The sequence below is a fragment of the Candidatus Sulfurimonas marisnigri genome (assembly GCF_015265475.1).
In the GTDB taxonomy this organism is placed as follows: domain Bacteria; phylum Campylobacterota; class Campylobacteria; order Campylobacterales; family Sulfurimonadaceae; genus Sulfurimonas; species Sulfurimonas marisnigri.
In genome coordinates this window covers 1,169,491-1,193,003 of record NZ_CP054493.1, presented here as the reverse complement: position 1 = coordinate 1,193,003, position 23,513 = coordinate 1,169,491, and the positions used below count along the sequence as shown (strand labels likewise).

The 23,513-nt window shown below is 34.0% G+C and carries 25 protein-coding genes; 12 read left to right on the top strand and 13 right to left on the bottom strand.

Going from position 1 to position 23,513, the window contains the following annotated elements:
- Nucleotides 1–85: 85 nt before the first annotated feature.
- The 6 genes from HUE87_RS05995 to HUE87_RS05970 all read right to left on the bottom strand — a co-directional run bounded on the left by HUE87_RS05995 (nucleotide 86) and on the right by HUE87_RS05970 (nucleotide 4,336).
- Entirely contained in the window at nucleotides 86–277 is a 192-nt protein-coding gene (locus HUE87_RS05995) for a hypothetical protein (RefSeq protein WP_194367813.1), read from the bottom strand.
- Between the two features lie 72 nt (nucleotides 278–349).
- Nucleotides 350–925: a hypothetical protein gene (locus HUE87_RS05990; protein WP_194367812.1), complete on the bottom strand. Its 576-nt coding sequence runs from the start codon at nucleotides 923–925 to the stop codon at nucleotides 350–352.
- Complete coding sequence (gene trmA, locus HUE87_RS05985; protein ID WP_194367811.1) at nucleotides 922–2,040, bottom strand: tRNA (uridine(54)-C5)-methyltransferase TrmA; 1,119 nt, start codon at nucleotides 2,038–2,040, stop codon at nucleotides 922–924. The genes HUE87_RS05990 and trmA overlap by 4 nt, the downstream gene beginning before the upstream one ends.
- Before the next feature lie 6 nt (nucleotides 2,041–2,046).
- The gene (gene fliP / locus HUE87_RS05980; RefSeq protein ID WP_194367810.1) at nucleotides 2,047–2,781 is read right to left on the bottom strand and encodes a flagellar type III secretion system pore protein FliP; all 735 of its coding nucleotides are present in this window, start codon (nucleotides 2,779–2,781) and stop codon (nucleotides 2,047–2,049) included.
- Nucleotides 2,781–3,572, bottom strand: a complete 792-nt coding sequence (locus HUE87_RS05975) for an OmpA/MotB family protein (RefSeq protein WP_194367809.1) — start codon at nucleotides 3,570–3,572, stop codon at nucleotides 2,781–2,783. Before HUE87_RS05975 ends, fliP begins: the two co-directional genes overlap by 1 nt.
- Nucleotides 3,572–4,336, bottom strand: coding sequence for a motility protein A (locus tag HUE87_RS05970; RefSeq protein WP_194367808.1), 765 nt, complete (start codon nucleotides 4,334–4,336; stop codon nucleotides 3,572–3,574). Before HUE87_RS05970 ends, HUE87_RS05975 begins: the two co-directional genes overlap by 1 nt.
- A gap of 145 nt (nucleotides 4,337–4,481) precedes the next feature.
- Between HUE87_RS05970 and glmU the strand changes: the two genes are divergently transcribed.
- The 6 genes from glmU (at nucleotide 4,482) to HUE87_RS05940 (ending at nucleotide 12,726) form a co-directional block, all read left to right on the top strand.
- Entirely contained in the window at nucleotides 4,482–5,786 is a 1,305-nt protein-coding gene (gene glmU, locus HUE87_RS05965) for a bifunctional UDP-N-acetylglucosamine diphosphorylase/glucosamine-1-phosphate N-acetyltransferase GlmU (RefSeq protein WP_194367807.1), read from the top strand.
- The gene (locus HUE87_RS05960) at nucleotides 5,787–6,863 is read left to right on the top strand and encodes a DUF2157 domain-containing protein (protein ID WP_194367806.1); all 1,077 of its coding nucleotides are present in this window, start codon (nucleotides 5,787–5,789) and stop codon (nucleotides 6,861–6,863) included. It abuts the gene before it with no gap.
- Nucleotides 6,860–7,681: a DUF4824 family protein gene (locus tag HUE87_RS05955; RefSeq protein ID WP_194367805.1), complete on the top strand. Its 822-nt coding sequence runs from the start codon at nucleotides 6,860–6,862 to the stop codon at nucleotides 7,679–7,681. Before HUE87_RS05960 ends, HUE87_RS05955 begins: the two co-directional genes overlap by 4 nt.
- Before the next feature lie 31 nt (nucleotides 7,682–7,712).
- Nucleotides 7,713–8,831 (top strand): metallophosphoesterase family protein, encoded by a 1,119-nt coding sequence (locus tag HUE87_RS05950; RefSeq protein WP_194367804.1) that lies wholly within the window; start codon nucleotides 7,713–7,715, stop codon nucleotides 8,829–8,831.
- The gene (locus HUE87_RS05945; RefSeq protein ID WP_194367803.1) at nucleotides 8,818–11,187 is read left to right on the top strand and encodes an AAA family ATPase; all 2,370 of its coding nucleotides are present in this window, start codon (nucleotides 8,818–8,820) and stop codon (nucleotides 11,185–11,187) included. The genes HUE87_RS05950 and HUE87_RS05945 overlap by 14 nt, the downstream gene beginning before the upstream one ends.
- A gap of 126 nt (nucleotides 11,188–11,313) precedes the next feature.
- Complete coding sequence (locus tag HUE87_RS05940; RefSeq protein ID WP_194367802.1) at nucleotides 11,314–12,726, top strand: NAD(P)/FAD-dependent oxidoreductase; 1,413 nt, start codon at nucleotides 11,314–11,316, stop codon at nucleotides 12,724–12,726.
- A gap of 92 nt (nucleotides 12,727–12,818) precedes the next feature.
- Here the strand turns inward: HUE87_RS05940 and HUE87_RS05935 are convergent, their stop codons facing one another.
- Complete coding sequence (locus HUE87_RS05935; RefSeq protein ID WP_194367801.1) at nucleotides 12,819–13,250, bottom strand: YtoQ family protein; 432 nt, start codon at nucleotides 13,248–13,250, stop codon at nucleotides 12,819–12,821.
- 126 nt (nucleotides 13,251–13,376) lie between these two features.
- Here HUE87_RS05935 and HUE87_RS05930 point away from each other — a divergent pair, with 126 nt between their 5' ends.
- Both HUE87_RS05930 and HUE87_RS05925 read left to right on the top strand, forming a co-directional pair.
- A complete protein-coding gene (locus tag HUE87_RS05930; RefSeq protein ID WP_194367800.1) occupies nucleotides 13,377–13,703 on the top strand; it encodes a hypothetical protein in 327 nt (108 codons plus the stop codon).
- A gap of 86 nt (nucleotides 13,704–13,789) precedes the next feature.
- On the top strand, nucleotides 13,790–14,059 hold the full coding sequence (locus HUE87_RS05925) for an acylphosphatase (RefSeq protein WP_194367799.1): 270 nt from the start codon (nucleotides 13,790–13,792) through the stop codon (nucleotides 14,057–14,059).
- A 4-nt stretch (nucleotides 14,060–14,063) separates the two neighbouring features.
- Here HUE87_RS05925 and HUE87_RS05920 read toward each other — a convergent pair whose 3' ends face one another.
- The gene (locus tag HUE87_RS05920; RefSeq protein ID WP_194367798.1) at nucleotides 14,064–14,633 is read right to left on the bottom strand and encodes a class I SAM-dependent methyltransferase; all 570 of its coding nucleotides are present in this window, start codon (nucleotides 14,631–14,633) and stop codon (nucleotides 14,064–14,066) included.
- Nucleotides 14,634–14,756: 123 nt separating this feature from the next.
- Between HUE87_RS05920 and HUE87_RS05915 the strand changes: the two genes are divergently transcribed.
- The 3 genes from HUE87_RS05915 to dgt all read left to right on the top strand — a co-directional run bounded on the left by HUE87_RS05915 (nucleotide 14,757) and on the right by dgt (nucleotide 17,907).
- Nucleotides 14,757–15,281 (top strand): O-acetyl-ADP-ribose deacetylase, encoded by a 525-nt coding sequence (locus tag HUE87_RS05915; RefSeq protein ID WP_194367797.1) that lies wholly within the window; start codon nucleotides 14,757–14,759, stop codon nucleotides 15,279–15,281.
- A gap of 27 nt (nucleotides 15,282–15,308) precedes the next feature.
- The gene (locus tag HUE87_RS05910) at nucleotides 15,309–16,052 is read left to right on the top strand and encodes an SdiA-regulated domain-containing protein (RefSeq protein WP_194367796.1); all 744 of its coding nucleotides are present in this window, start codon (nucleotides 15,309–15,311) and stop codon (nucleotides 16,050–16,052) included.
- 409 nt (nucleotides 16,053–16,461) lie between these two features.
- Nucleotides 16,462–17,907, top strand: a complete 1,446-nt coding sequence (dgt, locus tag HUE87_RS05905; RefSeq protein WP_194367795.1) for a dGTPase — start codon at nucleotides 16,462–16,464, stop codon at nucleotides 17,905–17,907.
- A 63-nt stretch (nucleotides 17,908–17,970) separates the two neighbouring features.
- On the opposite strand, the gene HUE87_RS05900 is transcribed toward dgt, so the two are convergent.
- Nucleotides 17,971–18,792 carry an alpha/beta hydrolase gene (locus tag HUE87_RS05900; protein WP_194367794.1) on the bottom strand — a complete coding sequence of 274 codons (822 nt, stop codon included), beginning with the start codon at nucleotides 18,790–18,792 and terminating at the stop codon, nucleotides 17,971–17,973.
- A 215-nt stretch (nucleotides 18,793–19,007) separates the two neighbouring features.
- On the opposite strand from HUE87_RS05900, the gene HUE87_RS05895 reads away from it, so the two are divergent.
- Entirely contained in the window at nucleotides 19,008–19,385 is a 378-nt protein-coding gene (locus tag HUE87_RS05895; protein ID WP_194367793.1) for a VOC family protein, read from the top strand.
- Between the two features lie 37 nt (nucleotides 19,386–19,422).
- Here HUE87_RS05895 and HUE87_RS05890 read toward each other — a convergent pair whose 3' ends face one another.
- From HUE87_RS05890 to HUE87_RS05875, 4 genes are read right to left on the bottom strand one after another with little or no spacing between them, the layout of a single operon-like run.
- On the bottom strand, nucleotides 19,423–20,154 hold the full coding sequence (locus tag HUE87_RS05890; RefSeq protein ID WP_194367792.1) for an endonuclease/exonuclease/phosphatase family protein: 732 nt from the start codon (nucleotides 20,152–20,154) through the stop codon (nucleotides 19,423–19,425).
- Between the two features lie 15 nt (nucleotides 20,155–20,169).
- A complete protein-coding gene (locus HUE87_RS05885) occupies nucleotides 20,170–21,558 on the bottom strand; it encodes a phospholipase D-like domain-containing protein (RefSeq protein WP_194367791.1) in 1,389 nt (462 codons plus the stop codon).
- On the bottom strand, nucleotides 21,555–22,079 hold the full coding sequence (locus HUE87_RS05880) for an ankyrin repeat domain-containing protein (RefSeq protein WP_229855249.1): 525 nt from the start codon (nucleotides 22,077–22,079) through the stop codon (nucleotides 21,555–21,557). The genes HUE87_RS05885 and HUE87_RS05880 overlap by 4 nt, the downstream gene beginning before the upstream one ends.
- Nucleotides 22,076–23,509 carry a catalase gene (locus HUE87_RS05875; RefSeq protein WP_194367790.1) on the bottom strand — a complete coding sequence of 478 codons (1,434 nt, stop codon included), beginning with the start codon at nucleotides 23,507–23,509 and terminating at the stop codon, nucleotides 22,076–22,078. Before HUE87_RS05875 ends, HUE87_RS05880 begins: the two co-directional genes overlap by 4 nt.
- Between the last annotated feature and the right edge of the window lie 4 nt (nucleotides 23,510–23,513).

Below are 23,513 nucleotides of genomic sequence, written 5' to 3'. Positions count from 1 at the left end.
ATTGTACTAGAAGGAATGTAAGAACTTTATTAAAATAACATTAAATATAATATTTAATTTATTTATGTTAGTTGTGACTAAAAAACTAATCATCAAAAAGCGAGCTAAGAAAAGATTTTTTATCTTTTATGCTGTCTTCTTCCAACCGCCTTTCATCAACGAAATTCGGGTCACCTTTTTCAAATATATGCTGAGCAACTTTTTTTACGTGCTTCTTAGGCTTAGTGTTGATATAAGAACTATCCTTTGCTCCAGTTGCACCATGAGGAATACACATAATAGACTCCTTTTCTATCTACATGTATAAAGCATACAATTATATAACTTTTAACTATATGAGAAAAAAGAACTACTTCTTAGATACCTGTGCTATTTTTACCCACATATCAACTTCGCTAATTTTCCATTTTTTATTTACAAAATAGCCCGTAATTTTAATCCAGTTTTTACTCTTTTTATTTGATGTAAAAGATGTCCCTTTTTCCCACTTATCAATTTTTTTGCCTTTTATTGAGCTATAGATAATAGAATCAGTTGATAAAACAAATGCTGCAGCCTTAAAAGCAGTAACCTCTTCTTTATATTTTTCTTTCATCATCAACTTAGGAAAAGTATTGTTTTCTTTAGTAACACCGCTATTTTTTTTTCTTAGAGTTATAATGATTTTTTCTAACTCTGCAACTTTTTTTGACAAACTCTTATTGCTAGTTGCTAAATCATTTTCAAAGTCTTTTTCAGCCCTTAAGACAGCGTTTTTTTGCTTCTCTTCATTCAGTTGACTTTGACATTTATTATTATCAATACGAAGTTTACCAATGTCTTTTATGATAGCTCCTATTCTCTTTACTTCACCTGCTTCCAAGTTTGGCATTTCACCTGCATTTAAAAACGATAAAAAAACTAAAGTTACAAATATATTTTTCATTGCTTACTACCTTTTTTGACTAATTTAACACCCATCTCAACATGATGGGTATAAGGAAACTGATCAAATAGAGCCATATCAACAACATCATGTGTTTGGCATAATAGCTCTAAATCTCTCACCAATGTCTCTGGATTACAAGATATATATAAAATATGCTCATATCTTGAACTAAACTCACATGAAGCCACATCCATTCCACTTCTTGGCGGATCTACAAATATACTCTCAATATTATATGAGCTTATCTCTATTTCATTCATTCTTCTAAAACTTCTAACACCATCAAGAGCCTGAACAAACTCCTCTACGCTCATTCGTACAAACTCAATGTTACTTACATCATTTAAAAGCATATTGGCTTTTGCTGCATTAATAGATGATTTAGATATTTCAGTCGCTAATACTTTATTGAATTTTTTTGCAAAAGGTATAGTGAAATTTCCTGCACCACAATAAAGTTCAAGCAAATCTCCATCAATATCAGATAAATTCTTCAAAGCCCATGAAATCATCTGCTCATTTACTTTAGTATTTGGCTGAGTGAAACTGTTTTCAATATAGTTAAACTTATATTCTTTGGTCTGTACATGTAGAGTTTCTGTTATATAATCTTGCCCTATAACAACTTTTTGCTTGCGACTTCTACCTATTATATATATGCCAAGTTTTCCTGCTATCTCAGAAGCTTTCTCTTGCCACTCCTCGTCTAGCTTTCTATGGTAAAGGAGTGAAACAACTATCTCACCACTTCTTGAGCTTAAAAAATCAGCACCAAAAAGCTTAAAACCTATCTGTTCCTCAGTGATTTCACAAAGAAGTTTTGGCATTAATTCAAATATAAATTCATTGACTTGCGGACATTCATCAACAAATACAACACCTTTTTTATCCACATGGTTCATTGCATATCGAAGGATGTCGCCATCATGCCAAATCTTAAACTCACTTCTTGAGCGGTAGTTTTGCTGGGGGGAATCATAAACAGATATTTCACCACTATAAAAACTTTTAAATCTATCTCTATTTAATTCTAATTTCTCATTTAATTGAGCAGCATATCCATCTTCATAGATTCTACAAGCTCCGCATACTCCGAAATATTTACAATCCATCTATTACTACTTTATTGAGGCTATAAGATTACCAATAAGCAAGTTCCATCCATCTATAAGAACAAACACAAGTATCTTAAAGGGCAGAGCTATCATTACCGGTGGAAGCATCATCATACCCATTGACATCAATATAGATGCGACAACCATATCTATTACAAGAAATGGCAAAAAGAGTAAAAAACCTATCTCAAAAGCTGTTTTTAACTCACTAATAACAAAAGCTGGAATTATTATAGACAAAGGAACTTCTGCTACACTTTGAGGATTATCCATTTTTCTTATTCTAAAAAACAGAGCTAAATCTTTCTCTCGTGTATTTCTAATCATAAAGTTTTTAAATGGCAAAGCAGTTTTATCAAAGGCCTCTTCATAGCCAATTTTCTCTTCTATATATGGTTTAATCCCTGCTTCATAGGCCTTGGTGCCGACTGGCTCCATTACAAAAAATGTTAGAACCATAGCTAGCATTACAAGAAGCTGAGTAGGTGGAACTTGCTGAGTACCGAGTGCTTGTCTTAGAAAGCCAAAGACTATAACAAAGCGAGTAAACGTTGTCATAACAAGAACCATACTAGGAGCCAAGAATAGTAGTGTTAGAACTACTAAAACATTTAGAGAACTAACTAGTTGCTGTGGAGTGTCGGGAGCAGAAAGCTGAAAATTCATGGTAGGAATCTGCACAGCTTCAGCACCCAAAAATGTGCTTACGCCCAAAAGTAATAGAAACAGTTTAAGCATTATTTATTTGCTGCCTTATCTAAAACAGTTTCTCTAACTTTAGCTTTATCTTTAGGTTTTGCACCAAAGAAATGTAACTCTACTCTACGGTTCTTTTCTTTACCGCTTTTTGTTACATTTGTTGCTTTTGGTGAGAACTCAGCATACCCTGATGCACTAATGCGTTTTGGGTCAACTCCATCAAGTAAAAGTTCTTGTAAAACAGATATTGCTCTGGCCGAAGAGAGTTCCCAATTGTCTTTAAATATACTGCTTTGGGCAGGTCCTTGGCTATCTGTATGCCCCTGAACGCTCACTTTTATCTCGTTTGGTAGTTCTGCAATAATAAGAGCTATTCTTTTTAAAAAAAGTATTGCATCATCATTTTGTATAGTTGCACTTCCTGATTTAAACAGCAGTGAAGCTGGTAGCTCTATTACAAAACCATCCTGAGCCTCTTCTAAAACAATTGAAGGCGCATGCCCTTTTTCAATCATTTCATTTGCATCAATAACAGCTTGAGCAGCTGACACAGTAATTCTGTTTACCTGCTCAGATGTTTCATCTCTTGATTCTATTGGTGTTGATTCTTGTATTCGTTGTTTAGAAATTTCAGTTTTTGTACCACCCTCTAAAACACTCATAGCACCAGAGAGAGATCCTATAGCTTCAGATATTTTCTTCGCATCCATACTTGACATAGAGAGCAGTAAAACAAAAAAACATAAAAGAAGAGACATTAAATCTCCAAAGGCTGCTAACCAACCGGGGAGACATCTCTCACAATCAGGACATTTTACTTTTCTAGCCATTAGTCAAACTGACTCACGCGTTCTATTGGTGCTAAGAAACTTAGAAGTTTTGCTTCTAAGGCCCTTGGCGCATCTCCTGATTGAATTGACATAATTCCTGAAATAATCATTTCTCTAACTAAAGTCTCGTCATCATTTCTAATTCCAAGTATAATTGCAATAGGTGTACCAACAACATTACCGATTATGGCACCATACATGGTTGTAAGTAATGCAACTGCCATTGACGGACCAATCGCAGATGGGTCAGCCATATTTAGAAGCATCGCAACCAGACCAATAAGAGTACCAACCATACCCATAGCCCCTGCAAGTCCTGCCCACTGAGAGAACATAGAACCATTAATTTTATGACGGGTACTTGTCTGCTCCATATCAATTTCTAAAAGGTCACGTATAGTATCAGGCTCATTTCCATCAATGGCCATTGATAAACCTTTTTTTAAAAATTCATTTGGCTCGCCATTAACTTCACTCTCCAGTGCTAAAATACCATCTTTTCTTGCTTTGGTAGCAAATCCAATAAGTTTTTTGATAAGCTCAGCTTTATCCTCTTCAGGCGGCTTAACAGCTATCATGAAGATTTTTGTAAACGACTTCATCTGAGACGGTTTAAATGAAATCATCAAGGCACCAATACTACCACCGATAACGATTAAAACAGAAGGAATATCGATATAAGCGCCTACACCAACACCCATTGACATAGCGCCCGCTAGAAGCGCCATGACTAAAACAATACCAATGACCGTACCTAAATCCATTCACAAACCTTAAACCAAAATATTAGGCTTATAATACCACAAAATATATTAGGCTCAACACTAAAATGGTTATTTTCTCAATTTAATTTCATATACATAACCTAAAAGGGTATAATTCAAACAATTTAATTAACAAGAGAAATTTATGAACAAAGATAAAATAAGTATAGTCATTTTAGCTGCCGGTCAAGGTAGCCGTATGAAATCAACTAAGGCAAAAGTCCTTCACTCCATAAGTGGCAAGCCTATGCTTTATCATATTATAAAATCATCAGTAGAAATAAGTGATGACGTTACAGTGGTAATCGCACATCAAAAAGAGAGTGTAAAAGAGCAGATGAACTCTTACTTTAGTAATATAACTTTTGTTGTTCAAGATGCCAAAAACTTTCCTGGAACCGGTGGAGCCATGAGAGATGTAAGAGTTAAAAATGAGAAAGTTTTAGTTTTAAACGGAGATATGCCACTAATAACTGCAGATTCGTTAAAAGGTTTTTTAGATAGTGATGCCGACATCATAATGTCAATATTTAACCTTGTAAATCCAGATGGATATGGTCGTGTTATTATTGAGAACACTCAAGTTCAAAAAATTGTTGAGCAAAAAGATGCATCAGCAGATGAACTAAAAGTAACAACAGTAAATGCTGGAGTTTACGCGTTTTCAAAAAGTGTAATTGAGAAGTATATTCCTCTTTTAAATAATGACAACGCACAAAAAGAATACTATTTAACAGATGTTATAGCAATGGCTAAAGAGGACAGACTTAGAATTTCTCCACTACTTGTTGAAGAGGAGTATTTTAAGGGGATTAACTCAAAACTAGATTTAGCAGTTGCAGAAGAGATAATGCAAAATAGAATCAAATCTGAATTAATGAAGTCAGGCGTTATTATGCAACTTCCTCAAACAACATACATTGAAGATGGAGTAATATTTGAAGGCGAGTGTATAGTAGAAAACGGATGCCGCATAACTGGCAAAACACTAATAGTAAACTCTCACATAAAGGCAGGAACAGTTATAGAAGATAGCATCGTTAAAAACTCAGATGTCGGACCACTGGCACATCTGCGCCCTGCTTCATTTATAGAAGACACTCATATAGGAAACTTTGTAGAGGTTAAGAAGAGTTCTCTAAAAGGTGTTAAAGCTGGCCACTTAAGCTACATTGGCGATGCTCAGATTGACGAAGGTACAAATATTGGTGCAGGAGTCATTACATGTAACTATGATGGCATCAATAAACATAAGACCATTATTGGCAAAAATGTATTTGTTGGAAGTGACAGCCAACTGATAGCTCCAATTACAATAGAAGATGATGTTATGGTAGCTGCGGGAACAACTGTAAGAAGCGGTAAAATCGAGAGTGGTCATCTTGCAGTAAGCAGTGCAAAACTAAGAACAATAAAAGATTTTTACTATAAGTTTTTTGGTAAAAAATAAATGCAAAATAAATCATCTCTAACAGCACAACAAAGAACCGACCAGATAAAGTCATTCCAAGCTGAACTAGAGGTTTTAAAAGACGCAGATATCATTTCTCTTACTGACAAACAAGACGAAAAAATATCTCAATACCATCAAAAACTTTTATCTAACTACTATTTAAAATTTGACACAGAGACAACTAAAAATGAGAAACAAATTAGCCTTGGTATGAAGATAGCTTCATTTTTAGCGGCTTTAGGATTAGCTTTTAGTATATTTTTTCTTTTCATGCAATTTTGGGGTGATTTTGTAGAGACTACTCAAGTTATGATACTTATTTTAACTCCAACTGTTTTCTTTTTTCTAACTGCTTATCTATCAAAACAGCAAAGTAGAGATTACTATACAAAAATCTCAGGACTTCTTACCTTTGTTACATTTATTTTAAATCTATCTATGTTGGGTCAAATATTTAATATCTCAGAATCTCCAAATGCTTTTTTTGTATGGTCACTTTTTGCATTTTTACTGGCTTACGCTTTAAATGCAAGACTACTTTTAGGTGTAGGGATTATATTCTTTTCATTTTTTCTATCGGTAAAGGTTGGAGTTTTGGGTGGAGCTTACTGGATTAATTTTTCAGATAATCCCGAAAACTTTTTTCCGATTGCACTAATTCTATTTTTACTCTCATTTATAAACCATAGTAAATACTCAAATTTTGATGTCATTTATAGGTATTTTTCTATGTTTTTGTTCTTCTTGCCTGTACTTGTACTCTCAAATTATGGAGTAATAAGCTATATAAATATGGACAAAAATTTCATAGAGGGCTTTTACCAGCTTCTAGGATTTGGCTTTAGTGCTTTTGCCATATATATTGGTATCAAAAAAGGCTTAGCAGAAGTTACAAATATGGGAAATGTATTTTTTGTTATTTTTCTTTATACAAAGTTTTACAACTGGTGGTGGGCTTGGATGCCAAAATACATCTTCTTTTTAGTTATAGGGTTAAGTGCTGTTTTTATACTTATAGTGCTAAAAAGATTTAGAGAAAAGCTACTAAGTAATACACAAGGGAAGGTATCATGAAAAAATTAAACTCTTCTTCTAAACTATTTTTAGCAGCTTTCATATTATTGATTACGACTAACTTAGTTGTACTTACAGGTGTATATATCAATAGATCTGGCGAGACAACATCTGATACGACATTAACACAAAGGGAACTGAAACTGCCATATGTAATGCAAGAAGAAATCAGCAACATATCTCTTAGAATAAATTACAGAACTCTAAAGAAAACAAAACGCTCACCTGGCGTTGATTGGCTAGACACTACTAAATTAAAAGAGCTAGGATTAGATACAAATAAATATATAGATTCTAAAAATAACGAAAAAGAAAGCAAAGAGGCTTTTATAGTTCTAGAGTATGACGGTGAAGCATATAAAGAATCTTTAAAGTTAGCAGAAGAAGATTTTGTAGCAAATGAGATTTTATATAATGAGAATAAATATTCTAAAGGTAGAGAAAGATCTTATAATCGCGCAAAAGAGAGTTTAACTAGTGAACAGTTATCAGCGTCAAGACTTTTTGCTATCGACGCAGGTTTAGATTATGATAAATTGAGACGAAAATATACTAGTAAAGTTAGTTATATAATAGTTAAAGGAGTTGTTAAACTAGGTCAAAGTAGTAAAGACAAGAGCATATATGGCTACATACAACAACTGAGTATACGAAACGTTTATCTACCTTATAGATTTAAACAAGTCTTCAAAGATGTCAAAACAGCAAATAATTATAAAAATAGACAAAGCATATCTCCACAATATAAAGTAGAGTTAAAGTATGGCAGTAGATATGAGCCTTGGATAAATTCTGTTCAAAGAATATATAAAAAATAAAACGACTGCTGTTGTTATATCAGGAAAATATTTGAAAATAATACACTTTAGCGATACTCATTTAGGGTATAACGACTTAGATATTTTAAACGAAGAGAACATCAACCAAAGAGAAGCAGATTTTTATAACGCTTTCTCTCAAGTGGTTGAGCAAATCAAACTTATAAAACCCGACTACATTATACACACTGGTGATTTGTTTCACCGCTCTAGCCCCTCAAACCGTGCTATAACTTTTGCACTTGAACAGTTTAAAATCATAGACTCACTTGACATTCCATTTATCCTTATAGCTGGAAATCACTCAACTCCTAGAACTAATCTAAGTAGCCCTATTTTAAGGATATTTGAGGGTTTTAAAAATCTACATGTATCGTACAATCAAGAGTACAAAAAAGTGGAGTTTGACGACATAGTGTTTCATACCCTGCCCCACATGAACGATGATACAAAGGCACTCTCTCAGATAGAACTTTGCGAGGAAAACATCTCTACATGTAAGAAGAATGTTATGATGATGCACTGCTCAGTTGGTGCTTGGTACTTAATGCAAGAGTTTGGAGAGTGGGTTTACCCGAGCGACAAAGAGTATATATTTAAGATGATGGACTATGTTGCTCTTGGTCACTGGCACGGCTTTGGAAAAGTCGGCAAACATGAAAATGTTTACTACAGCGGTTCAACTGAGAGAACATCACTAAACGACAAAAGAAACTCAAAAGGTTTTATACATGTAGAGTTAAACGACACTCTACATGTAGATTATCGAGAGATAAAAATACGACCTATAATTCTTAAAGAGATAGATTGTGAAGAGTTTGAAGAGTCACTAAAAACTTTAGACGCTAGTGATACAAAAGATGCGATTGTGGAGGTAAGACTTACAAACTTAACAGCTCTGCAATCTATTGATATTCAAAACACAGATATAAAAAATCTATTCCCTGATGCTATGAGTGTGAGTGTAAAAAGAGAGTTTATACATGAGCAAAACGAGGCAAATATAGATGGCGTAGAAGCACTCTCTTTAGAGGAGTTTTTCTTAGAGCATATCAAAGAAGAGACGAAAGAAAAAGAGTATGAAAGACTAAAATTTAAAGTTCAAGAACTGTTTGCACAATATGAGGATATATCGAATGATACTATCTAATATAAAGCTTACCAACTTTAAAAAATACACCGAATTTGAGATAGAGTTTGGCGAGGGTCTTGTGGGCATCATCGGCAAGAACGGAAGCGGGAAATCTACCATATTTGAGGCTATACTTTTTGCACTTTACGGTGAAGCTAAAACAAGAGGAAATAAAGAGCTAATTCGAAATGCAAATGCATCTGTGAAAGACCCTGTTGTTGTAGAACTAGAGTTTGAGTTTGAAAGCTTGGAGTACAAAGTGGTGCGGGAGTTCCGTGGAAAAGCTCTAAGTGCACACGCAAAGTTTTATAAAAACGGTGAGCTTACAACTACGGGAGCAAAAGAGGTTACAACTTCCATAGTAAACCTAACAAAGATGAGTAAAGATGCTTTTATGCACACGCTTTTCGCTTCTCAAAAAGAGCTGATAAGCCTAAGCACTCTAAAAAATGAAGACCGTAAAAAGATGATACGAAAACTTCTCGGACTTGAGAAGATAGACTTCGTGGAAAAAGAGCTGGTTGAGAAAAGCAGAGAGCTAAAACGTGAGATAAGTGCATTTGCAGAAGTGCTTCTTGGTGAAGATGAGATAAAGCTAAAACAAGAGCAAATAAAGAGTAATGAAGATGCTAAAAAATCTATTAGTGAAGATGAGAAAAGTAAAACAAAAGAGCTTGAGAGTATTAAGAGTCGAGAGCTACATGTAAAAAAAGAACTAGAGGTTTTTGCTAAAACAAAAGAGCAAAAACAAAAGCTGTTCTCAGAACTTGAACTTGCTAAAAACTCCAAGTCTTCTGAGGTTATGAACCAAGTAAAACTATCGGCCGAGGTTCACGAGCTAGAGCACAAACAAGAAGAACTAAACAAGCTAGGCAACCTAAAATCAGAGTACATAAACCTGCAAGAGCAACTAAAAAACCAAGAGAAGCTAAAAGAATTTCACCTCAAAAAAGAGGGTTTACAAAAAGAGCAAGTAAACTTAAGAGACCAGTACACTAAAAGTAAGTCCGACATTCACACTCTAGAAAAAGCGTGTGAGATGTACGAGCAGTACACTTTTGACATAAAGAATTTAGATCAAGACCTTCATATAAGACAAGATGACATAGAAGCTAAACACACCATAGAAAAAGAGCTTCTAGCAGAGATGGCTGGAGAACAAAAGCAGATAGACGTCACAAACTCAAAAATAGCAAAACTTAAAGAGCTAGGGAGTGAATCTGAGTGCCCTACATGTACCAGACCGCTTATAGAAGAGTACGACAATGTTATAAACTCGCTAGTAGATATAGTAAATAACACGCACCAAAAAAAGATAACCGAGTTTAAAAAACAACTTCTACATGTGCAAACTCAAAAAGCTACACTTGAAGCCCAGAAGAAAGCTAAAGAGAAGGAACACTTGGAGCTTTCAAAGAGTCTGAATCTTATACAAAGTAAGCTTCAAGACCTAAAAACTGCACAAGAACATTTTGTACATGTAGAGAAAAAAGGTCTCAAAAATAAAGAAGCGTTAAAAGAGCTTGAGCAGTATAACTACGATGAGAAACAACACTACATTATTTTGAGTAATTTTACTGAGTTAGAGCCAAAATACAAACATTTACTTAGCCTTGAAACAGAGCTGAAAAGATTTGTCTTAGTTAAATCCGACCTAGCAAACGTAACTAAAAACATCGAGGTTTTAGACTCTACATGTAGCGATAAAGAAGCAGAGTTTAAACTCGTGATTTATGACGATGTGAAGCATAAACACGCACTTGATGAGCACGAAGGTCTTCTCAAAACCATAGAGTCAAAAACAGCATTTATAAACGAGCTAAAAGTACAAACTGCAAAGATAGACGGCGAGATAAAAAACATTCAAAACTCACTTGAGAACAACGAAACTCAACTCAAAAAAGTGCAAACTAAAAAAGATGACTTAGTGGACTACGAGAAAATCAAACTCTCTCTTGCAGAGTTTAAGACAAAACTAAATGCCAAAGTAGCACCTCGCATCTCAAGCGTTGCCTCTGAGATGTACTCCCAAATAACAAAAGGCAAATACCAACACATAGAGGTAAGCAACGACTTCGACTTTTTCATCTATGATGAGGGAAAAAAGTACCCGATAGAGAGATTTTCAGGTGGAGAGATAGACCTAGCAAACTTAGTTCTACGCATAGCTATCTCAAAAACTCTAACAGAACTAAGCGGTGCTAGTTCCATAGGTTTCTTAGCGTTTGATGAAGTGTTCGGAAGTCAAGATGAAGCAAGAAGGATGGAGATACTAGAAGCATTTCACACCATTAAAGAGCAGTACAGGCAGATATTTTTGATTAGCCATGAGATGGAGATTAAAGAGATGTTTGAGAGGGTTGTGGAGTTGTAAAAAAATAAAAATGGAATATCCACTATAAACTAGATAATATTTAAGTAAAAAATATTTTACTATTTAAGATTTATTTTAGTTATATAACATTATACTTTCTTATTAATTTAATAAGTAGGATATATAATGAATCAAGAGCCAAAAAAGACTTTAAATATAGAAAGTAATTTATCAAGACGTGATGCCATTAAGTTAATAGGAATTTCACCTGTAGCAGCTATGGTAATAGCTAATGGGTCAATGTCAAGCGAAGCAGAAGCTGCAACTGATGTTAAGGGAAAAATTGTAATTATTGGTGCAGGCGCTGGTGGAATCATGGCAATGGCACACTTAAAGTCAAAAATTTCTAACCCAGATATCACTATTATAGCTCCCAATGAAACTCATCTTTATCAACCAGGACAAGTTTTTATTGCAACAGGTGTATACCAGACTGAAGATATTATCATGAACAATAATGATTTTATACCTAGTGATGTAAATTGGATTAAAGATGAAGTTAAAAATATTGATGCTGATAGCAATAAAATAACTCTTAGAAACGGCGAAGATGTTAGCTATGACTACCTTGTTATAGCCACGGGTGCAGCGTGTAACTACGACTGGATTGAAGGGCTGAAGAAAGAAGATATAGGAACAAATGGACTTTCATCTGTTTATCTTTCAGACTTTGAAAAAGGCACAGCTGACGGTGGTTCAACAAGTTGGACATGGCTAAAGGACATAACTAAAGAGATAGAGTCTGGCAAAAAGCCTCGTGTTATATTTACTCAGCCAAGAACGGCCATTAAATGTGGTGGTGCTCCTCAGAAGATGCTTTGTCTATGTGCTGATTATTTAAAGCAGAAAAAACTTCATACTGAGATGATTTTCACGACTGCAGGGGGAAAACTTTTTAGTCTTAAAAACATAGCAGATGAGCTACAAAAAGCGCAAGATAGCTACGAAGGAATGTCAACAAAATTTAAGCACAACCTTATTAAAGTAGATGTAAAAAATAAGAAGGCTACTTTTCATTATATTTATGAGCATAAAGATGAGTGGGGGATAGAATCTATGGAGGAGGAAGTTGTTTTAGATTATGACTATCTACATATTGTTCCACCTATGAGTCCTGTTGAAGCTGTTAGAGAGTCAAATCTAGTATGGGAAGAAGGACCTGAAAAAGGTTGGCTTGAAGTAGATAAATTTACTCTTCAACATCGCCGTTATAAAAATATATTTGGAATAGGTGATGTGTGTGGAATTCCTATGGGTAAAACTGGTGGTTCTGCTCGTCATCATGCACCGATTGTAGCAAAAAATATTATTTCAGTTATGGGTAACAAACCATTAGAAGAAAAGTTTGATGGCTACACAGTTTGCCCATTAAAACCAAGGTATGGTGAAATAATCATGGCAGAGTTTGGTTATGATGGACCAATGCCTTCTATACCTTTTTGGAAAGATATTTCAGTTCCACGTTATTCATGGTGGGTTTTTGATGTATATATGCTTAAGCACATGTATAAACATCTAATGATGCGTGGTTTGATGTAAAGACTACGCCCCATTGTGTTGAATCTCCACTTTTAATATAATCTACATGTAGATATATTCATAACCAGTAAAACTGAAAAATAGCTGTTTATTTATCTCACTAAATGTTTAAGTATATCAACAACTTGAGATGGAGAGTTTACAACTGCTGATGCTGCTGCGTCAATTTCTTTGAGTGCATGTATAAATTCTTGGGGATGAATAACTATTAACTTTTTGTCTAGTGCATTTGCGTATCCAGCATCAAAGGCAGCATTGAATTGCTTATACTTTTCACCAAACCTTACAACTACTATATCTGATTGTTTGATGTAGGTGTGATTTCTCATAGAGTTTATTTTTGCACTAACATGGTCATTGTAGAAACTACTATCTTGTTCTCCTACTACATTTTTACCTATATCATCACTACTTTGATGGTCGTGCTCAGGTGTAAGAAATTTAATATCACAACCCTTGCAACCTATTATAATTTCTTCTCTCCAGTTAGAATGGATTTCTCCTGCAAGATATACTGTGTACATATTAATTCCTTATTATAAGTTTAGAGTCCATTATATTATATAAAAAAATGACATTATGCAATAAATTTAGTTCTTTCCTAAACAATAGGATATTATTGTGAACGATAATAGGTTAAAAGGCTAGAAATGAATGGGACAATAATGGTAACATATAAAATTCTGTGTAATGGGGATTTAAATAAAGAGATATCTCTAAAAGAGTTACTTTTGAACGAAAAAGTAGCTAAAGCTATAAAAAGTGAATTTGCCAAAGGTTTTAGAAATATTGCACTACTCTCTACTGGTACAGACGCATCTTTAAAAATTAAAACTACCAAAGAGCTACATTCATTTGAGGTAACTAAAGATGACTTTGCAGATATTCTAGTACTAGCAGAAGAAGATGCAGCAACTAAAAAGTTACTAAAGAAAGATTGTGAGCGTGTAGAACTGGTTGATATTGAGACTTTATAAGATATATCCCAGAGGCTGAATCTCCACTTTAATCTATATCTAAAATATAAGTAAAATTTTGATACATTAATACAGAAGGAATCTTCATGAAAAATTATAAATTTATTATAAATGGAAGAGTACAAGGTGTTTTTTACAGAAAAAGTACTTATGAAAAATCCATCAAAGAAAACTTTAGCGGATATGTTAAAAACCTGCCAAACGGATCTGTTGAAGCCTGCGTTACATGTAATGAAAATGATATAAATAGATTTATCGAGATACTCAAAAAAGGCTCGACCAAAAGTATCGTAAAAAATATAGAGAGACACCCATGTGATGAGACATTTAGCGGTGATTTTGAAATAAGATATTAAATATTTATAAAGTGGCACTCACAGTATAACGCCAACTATGATTGCTTACTTCAACGGTAAAACCATTCCCTTCTAGCATCTTTTTTAGTACATGTACTTCATAAAAATGAGCAGGCTCACCCAATAGTTTTTCCATAGCCCAGAGGCTCTTGCCCATAAATGTTCCCTTATCAAAATCATAAATAAATAGTTTTCCATTTTTCTTCAAAACTCGCACAACTTCTTTCATAGCAACATCAGGGTCATCAAAGTGGTGCAGTGATTCTCCCATAAGTATGGCATCAAAACTATCATCATCAAAAGGGAGTACTTCTGCAGTTGCTATATGTATTTCTACATAATCCTCAGCATATTTGAGCATACCATTCGCTGGGTCTACCGCTACATATCTCAGCTCACTATTGCATCTATATGCTAACTCACTCATCATACCTGTCCCTGCTCCGACATCTAAAACTGATGCTTTATTAGACAATGGTTCTAAAAATATGCAGAGTTCTTCTAAGACCTTTTTTGGATATATAACAGAGCCAAAATATTTAAAGACAAATCCTAGATGATTAAACGGTATCATTGGTTGTTTTCCTTTTGTAATAAACAAGAGATTAAATAATTATATCATTGAATTATTATACACAAATCTATAAAGTCAAATATTGTACAATTACAAAGCTATCCAACGCCAGAAGGTATGAAAATGAAAAATATAAACATAAAAATAGCAGATATAACACAAGAGGATGTATGTGCGGTAGTTAATGCGGCAAACAGATCACTTCTCGGTGGAGGTGGTGTGGATGGTGCCATACATCGTGCAGGTGGAGAGAAAATTCTTAGTGAGTGTAAAAAGCTTAGAACATCTACCTATCCAGATGGTTTGCCTACCGGAGATGCTACTGTAACAACTGCAGGAAATTTGAAGGCAAAATATGTGATTCACACTGTTGGACCAATTTATACATCTTGTAAAAATCGTTGTGAAGAGCTTCTTTCAAACTGCTATATCAACTCACTCAAAATTGCTAAAGATCTGAAATGCCATAGTATTTCGTTTCCTGCTATCTCTACGGGTATTTACGGTTATCCAAAGGATGATGCAGCTAAAGTTGCCTACAAGAGCGTTAAATCTTTTTTAGATACAGATGATACAATGGAAGTAAACTTTGTATTTTCTTCACAGAGTAGTTGTGACATCTTTGTAGAAGCTATAAAAGGGATTTAAAATACAATATACACTAACGGACATCAAATGAAAATGATAATAACCTTAATCCTATCGTTGGGTATATTTACTCAAATCATTGCTAAAGAAAAAGTTATTGCTAAAATACCAGAGGCATCGGGCATCTGTTTTTACACTCTATCAAAAACTCTTTTTGTTGTGAATGATGAGGGGAGCATATATGAACTCTCCAAAAAAGGAAAAATAAAAAGAGAACATTATCTTGGACGTTTTGATTTAGAAGGCATTGCATGTGACAATGAAAAAAAACTTTTATATCTCTGTGTTGAAGGTGATGATTCTGTTTTAGTTGTTGATGCAAAAAGTTTCAATATTATAAAAGAGGTTCCTATAAAAAGAAAATTTAATGGCATAAAAGTTCTGAAAAAAGATAAGAAGCATGGATTAGAAGCGATTGAGCTTATAGATGATGTTTTATATCTATCTAACCAGTCATACAATATCTACCCCAAAGAGGACTCTTCAATCGTTTTCACAATAGATACACTTGAAAATAAGAAGGCGAAAATAACAAAAATTTTCAATCATGGTTATGTAGATATCGCTGCACTTAGTTACTATCAAAATATTTTATACATGATTAGTGACAACGATAACCTTTTGATAGCATATGACCCAATAAATGAGAAAACAATAAAAACCTACAAACTACCTAAGTCTAGTCAGGAAGGATTATGTTTTGACGATGATGGTAAAATGTATATTGCTGATGACCGTGGAAAAATAATAAAGATGGATAGAGTATTTTAGTAAGCTTGAAACTATGTCGATGGTTATAGAGGTTTAGAATGTATCTTATCTCATCCTTGAGCACAAGATACATATAGTAAGTTCATTTGCTATACGAAAGGATCAGCCTCCTTTATCGTTAAGCATTAAATTGATTTTCACCATTTTTAGGAACCGTATATTCTGATTAACTTTTGGATTGTGGGTACTAGCAACATCAACTCGAATTAAACCATTGTTCATGACATATCCTTAGTCTAGAAGTATCGTAACAAATAAAAGATGTGGATCAAATGTCAAAAAGCAAAAAGTGTTCACAAAATAACTTTGGCATGATTACATGAAAACAAGTTATAATTCCCATGCATGTAAACTAAACGAAAAAGTAAATCATGCACTCAAAGTTTAGATATATCTAATAAGGCAATAGATGATTGATTATAGTAAAAAGTTGACAGTAGATAGAGAGTTTTACCCCATTGATAATCTTGACTACTCTATAGAGAGTGACAGAGGTCGAATACTCTCTGCACCTGCATTTAGAAGACTCCAAAAACGTACGCAAGTTTTTGCATTAGAACTAAACGCATCTATTCGCACAAGACTTACGCACTCTCTTGAAGTGGCACAGACTGCCCGTTTCATTGCTAAAACTATTTTCTCAAAGCTCACAGAAGAAGAACTTAAGACATATTGCTTGGACGGTCTTAAAGATGCGTTTGTATCTACTGCAGAGATGACAAGTTTACTTCACGACATTGGTAACCCACCGTTTGGACATTTTGCAGAAAAAACTATCAACAAATGGATAAAAGAAAATGCTCTGCCAATACTTGAAAGCTTTTCTTCAAGTTATGATGAAAGTAAAAAACTCAAAGGGATGATTGCTAAAGATATTTGCAACTATGACGGAAACGCACAAGCCATAAGAGTAATCACAAAACTGCAAAAACTAAACCTCTCCTACACTCAAACTCTAGCAGTACTAAAATATACAAGAGGTGCATTTGAAGATAGACCAAAAAAGGGAGAACCTTTTGATTATCTTATGAAAAAACCGGGGTTTTACTACAGTGAAAAAGATTTAATAGAGCAGATTCAAAAAAAACTAGATGTAGAACATGGACATAGATTCCCAATAACTTACATCATGGAAGCAGCTGATGACATTTCCTACCTTACAGCAGACTTGGAAGACTCTGTTGAAAAAGGGATACTTAGTTTGGATGAGGTTTATAACCTCATAAAAGCAGAGTGTGAAGAAGAGGGAGAAAACTATCTACTAGATGTTATAGAAGATAGATACCAAAAGGCAAAAAATGACGATGAACCTTTCCAGTTCAACATGTTTTTTACTCTAGTAAGAGCAAAACTAGTGACCTCTTTAGTGTCTCATGTCGTAGATATTTATATTGACAACCACGAAGCCATTTTTAAGGGCAAGTTTAATAGTGCATTACTTGAGTATGATAAACATAGTAAGTACTACAAAGCTATTGAGATTTTACAAAATATATCTGAAAAACATATTTACAAAAATGCACATGTCCAAAAACTGGAACTTCAAGGCTACGCAATTATAAATGGACTGCTAAATATTTATAAACCTCTTTTAGGGCTGAGCTCAGAAGATTTTGAGAAGTTAATGCGTGATGAGGAGATAGAGTGCTTTATTGCCATGAGACTTATAAAAAGGATAGCATCAAAGCATGTTGTAGCGTACTCAAATGATGTTAAAAAGCTTGATAAAGAGGATGTAGAGTCATTTAAAATTCTTGAATGGTACTACAGAGTACGACTAATCATAGACTACATCAGCGGCATGACAGATGATTTTGCTTTACATGAGTACCAAGTTTTGCTGGCTATTAAATAAAAACTAAACCCCAAACTAAACCCCAAAACTAAACCCCAGAGGTTGAATCTCCACTTTAGCTCACTATTTAGTTAGGTGATTTAAAATCAGCTCCATACGCTGATTATGAATCTCAATTGTTTTATCATTAAAAGGATGATTGTAGTTTTCGCCATTAATTGTATTAGCGCCTCTGTCATGTGCACCCTCTCTCAGCGGTGAAGTCATGCTCTCATGCAAAACGCTATCTTTTTTTCCAGTAATCACAAGTATTTTACTAGCATCTTTTGGAAGATTTGCCACCGGATCAATCCACTCTGGACAACCATGAGGCGAGAGAAAACTTGGGGCTGAGTCAACGACAGCTGCGTCATATACAACACCCGAGCCTATAACGTTTAGCACAATAGCTCCACCTAAAGAGATCCCATAAAGAAGTTTTCTATCATATGATTTGTTTAGAGATGTAGTTATCTCTTTATAGTCTTCAATTATAGCGTTGATTCGTCTGTTTCCCTCAGAGTTGGCATAACCTCTATAGTCATAAATATATACATCATAGTTTTTCTCAGAGAACTCTCTTAGGTAGCCAATTAGCTGGTCTGAGACCATGGTGTTTCCCATGGCAACTAAAAGGTACCCTTGTGCAGAAGTTTTGTTCTTGGAATCATTTGATATGTACTTATAACCACGAAGGGTTTTGCCATCTGATGTCTTAAACTCACTCGGTTCAATAAACGGTATATTGCTTATTCTTTTACTATCTGGTTCAGGTGTCATAGAACTCCATACCCAAAACAAAAAAGGCTCTTGAAAAACACCGCAAACAGACTTTTCTCTGTCGTTTGCAGATAAGTTTAAAGCTATAAAGAGAGTTAATAGCGCCACTGTGAAATATTTATTCATATATTTACTCCTTGATTGCACCTCACGATTCACACTCTTCTTTATGATATTTTACATCATACTCACTCTTTTAAGTCTTATAATATCAATGTACATACAGCACATGAAAAAATCAAAACTAAAACTTACATGTAACTATTAAAATAAGTAATAAAACATACATATATTTTACTTATGTTACATTTTAAATATAGTTCTTAAGTGAGGAAATAGTTATGGAAATCACACTCAATCATACAATTATTCCAGCGTATGACAATGTAAAATCGGCTAAGTTTTATGAGAGGATTTTCGGCTTTGAGTTTTTAAAAGTCTGGTATGACTTTGCGGTTGTAAGAGTTAACTCAACTCTGACACTGGACTTTAGCACAAAAGAGCACTTCTCAAAAATGCACTACGCTTTTAAAGTAACAGATGAGCAGTTCGATGAGATATTTGAACGTATAAAAGAGGATAAAATAGTTTACGGTAGCGGTCCATATAAGTTAGATAATGGCGAGACAAACGACAACTATGGCGGTCGCGGAGTATACTTTAAAGATGAAAATGGTCATATACTCGAAATAATAACCAAAGACTATATTATAGATTAGTAAATGATAATCTTATTTACATACTTACATGTAAAAATCAAAACTCAAATGTCGCAATTATAGGATTATGGTCTGAGATTTTTTTGCTGTCAATCACTTTTGAGTATGTTAATTCTAAGTCTCTGTAAAAAATATAATCTAAGCAATTTGTAAAAACTTTTTTTAGATTTGTTCTATCGCTAAATTTTACTTCTTTAAGCGACAATGATTGCGTGAACTCTTTTAGATATTGAATCCTTTTTACATTCCAAGTGTTAAAGTCACCCGCAACTATCATGGCTCCTGTATGAGATTTAATTATTAACTTTATACTCTCTAACTCATTGTAAAAGTCACTATTATTTGCAAAATTTATTGCATGTAAGTTTACTATCAATATCTCTTTGTCGTGAGATATTTTATGTTTAGTTATTAATGTCACTTTATGAGTTGCGTATGCAAGTTCCCGTTTTTGAGTAAGAAGCGACACTTCATTCTCACAAGAAATTTTAAATGCACTCAATACTCCAAATACGTGTTTTTTAGTTTGAATATTTGGAGATAAAACATAAGAAAAATCAGATATATCCAACTCATTTGCTATCTGTTTTTTTACCTCTTGAAGTAGTAAAACATCTACTTTATATTTTTGAACAATTGAGTTTAAGTAGTCCTGATATTCACTTTTAAGTGTTAGTTTCGCCACATTCCAACATAAAACAGTAAAACTTTCTCTCAAACTTTTATCTTGGTGTTTTAAAGATTTTACAGTTTTAGTCGGCTTAAGCATAATTTCTTCTTTTTGCTATAGTTGAGGTGCTATAATTCTCATTAAATTTTCTAAAATTTTTCTAGGTACAGAAACCTCTTTTGTCCCTGCTGATGAATATAAAAGTAATTTATTCATCCAAAATTCAATATCTTCTATAACTTTTACAGAGTAGACAAATGTAGCTACCTCATAGTTTAAAAACAGACTTCTATTGTCAAAATTAACACTTCCAAGCATAGCACTTGTCTCATCAAAAAGTATAGCTTTTGCATGTAGCAACGCTCCATTATAGAGTGCAACTTCTACACCAACCTCTTCAAGCTCTCTCATATATGAACTTCTAGTTAAATTAACGATGATGTTTTGTGAGTCCTTGGGTGTAATAAGTTTAACATCTATCCCTTTATGTTTAGCAATTATTAGAGCTTGGATTATAGAATTGTCAGGTATAAAGTATGGAGTGACAATCCAGATACGCTCCTTGGCACTGTAAATTGCACAGAGAAGTGCTTCATAAAGAATATCTTTGCTCATATCTGGTCCAGATGGTACTACTTGTAAAAACGTATCACCGCTATTTGGAGCACTGTTTTTTACAAAACTCATATTCTCCTGTGAAGCATAAAACCAATCAGAAGCAAATATTTCAAAAAATAGTTCAGCAGATGTGCCTTCACTAAAAAAAAGCATATCATCCCATCTCGCTTTATCTATATTTGGTCCAAAATATTCACTTGAGATATTCATACCACCACTTATAACCTTTTTATCATCAAATATATAAATCTTTCTATGGTTTCTAAGGTTTATGTAGTTTCTAAATGGCATTTGAAAGATTGGCATAAAAAATTCAACTTTTACACCGGATTCTCTAAGTTCTCTCAATTTATACTGAGAAAAATATAAGCCTATCGAACCGAGTGAATCTATAAGTATTTTAACCTTTACCCCATCTTTTGCTTTTTTAATAAGTGCCTTTATAATCTCTTTTGAAACATCATCATATTCAAAAATATATGTACTTAAATATATTGATGTTTTAGAATCTTCTATACAACTCATAAACTTTTCATATGCTTTTATAGAGTCCGTAAAGAGTTCAAACTTCTCATTTTCACTTGCATCAGCAATACCATAACTTCTTAAAATATCATGAACAGGATTTTGTTTATAAAAACTTTGTGTATGTTTTTGGAGTATTATTGCTTTTTTCTTATATCTATTTTCTCGTTTTCTCAAACCAAAAATCAAATATAAGAGAACTCCTATATAGGGAACTAGTATCATAGATAAAAGCCATGCTGTCATACTCGCAGGTGTTCTCTTTTTGTAAACCATATGTATAAAGACTAAGACAATCAGCAATTCACCAAATATTATTAGAATATAATAGACTATATTATTTGATATATCAATACTCATTGCACTTTATTGTTTGATTTCCCAAATAAAACTCTAATTCCACCGGTAATCTTTGCCATTTGCAAAGCTGACATACCAAAGAAGGTTTGCGATTGTATGTCTGCACCCTTATATACTAAATATTCGACAATATTTTTGTGCCCAAACATCGCGGAGAACATTAGTGGAGTTCTTCCTCCACCATTGTCTGCATTAACTTCAGCACCATGTTCTATAAGCAATATAACAAGCTCAAGATAGCCTTTAAAAGCTACTCCACCCAGTGGTGTTTGTCCTCTATCGTTCCTTTTATTTACTTGTGCATCATGACTTAGTAGCATTTTTGTACATTCTATATTGCCATTATATGAAGCAAGCATAAGCAGAGTATTTCCTTTTTCATCTGCTAAATCAACACTTATACCAGCTTCTATCATATTTTTTAATGTATATGTTTCACCATCTCGTGCAAAGTCAAGTGACATAAGCTGAAGTTCAATATACCTATTATTATCATCTTCTTCAGTTGTTGTATTCATCATTGCATACTCAATGCTTTTGACACACCAGTCGCATACCCTGGGTCAATTTTTTTAAAAAGTGCTAACTGTCTATCTACAATATTTTTTGGCACTCCACCCATGGCTTCAGCAATATTACTAAATAATTGTTGTTTTTGATAACCATTCATTAGATTAAAAAGTGCCCTTGGCTGAGAGTAGTAATCGTCACTATCTTCACGATGGTCATATCTGTATCCATCACCATCTATAGCAAATGGCGGCTCAACATATTGCTTGTCTTCTTCAGGGCCATCAAAACTATTTGGTTCATAATAAGCATCACTCCCTTTTGGCTCATCAAGTCTCATAGGGCCATCAGCATGATATGTATTTACTTCGCTTAGCGGTCTGTTTACCGGAAGCATCTCATAGTGCGTACCAATTCTGTATCTATGTGCATCAGCATAAGAGAGGACTCTTGCTTGAAGCATTTTATCAGGCGACCAACTAATTCCAGGGACTACATTTGATGGACTAAACGCAGATTGCTCTATCTCGGCAAAATAGTTTTGCGGATTTCTATTTAGCTCAAACTCACCAACTTCAATCATGGGATAATCTGCATGTGGCCAAATCTTAGTTAAATCAAATGGATTAAATGGCGCTTCTTTGGTTTGTTCTTCTGTCATAATTTGTATTTGGAAATTCCACTTTGGAAAGTTACCACTTTCTATAGACTCATAAAGATCTCTCTGAGAGCTTTCTCTGTCTTTTGCTACAACTGCTTCAGCATCGGCATTTGACATAGTCTCAATTCCTTGAGCCGTTTTAAAATGAAACTTTACATATACTCTTTCATTTTTATCATCAATAAGGCTGTATGTGTGAGAGCCGTATCCATTCATATTTCTTAATGTTTTGGGGATTCCTCTATCTGACATCAAGATTGTTACTTGGTGAAGTGATTCAGGGCTTAATGACCAAAAATCCCACATAGCTGTTGTACTTCTCATATTTGTTCTTGGGTGTCTTTTTTGTGTATGAATAAAATCAGGGAACTTCATAGGATCTTTTACGAAAAAAACCGGAGTATTGTTTCCAACTAAGTCCCAATTCCCCTCTTTTGTGTAAAACTTCATTGCAAAACCTCTAACATCCCTCTCTGCGTCTGCGGCACCTCTCTCACCTGCAACTGTAGAAAAACGAATCAACATAGGTGTCTCCACCCCTAGTTGTAAAACATTTGCTTTAGTATACTTGCTTATGTCATGGGTAATTTTTAGTGTTCCAAAAGCACCAGAACCTTTCGCATGAACAACACGCTCAGGGATTCTCTCTCTATTTTGATGAGCAAGTTTTTCAATTAATTGATAATCTTGCATCAATAACGGACCACGAGCACCAGCACTTAATGAGTTTTGATTATCACCAATAGGATTTCCGCCTGTTGTAGTCATTCTCTTTTTCATTTTC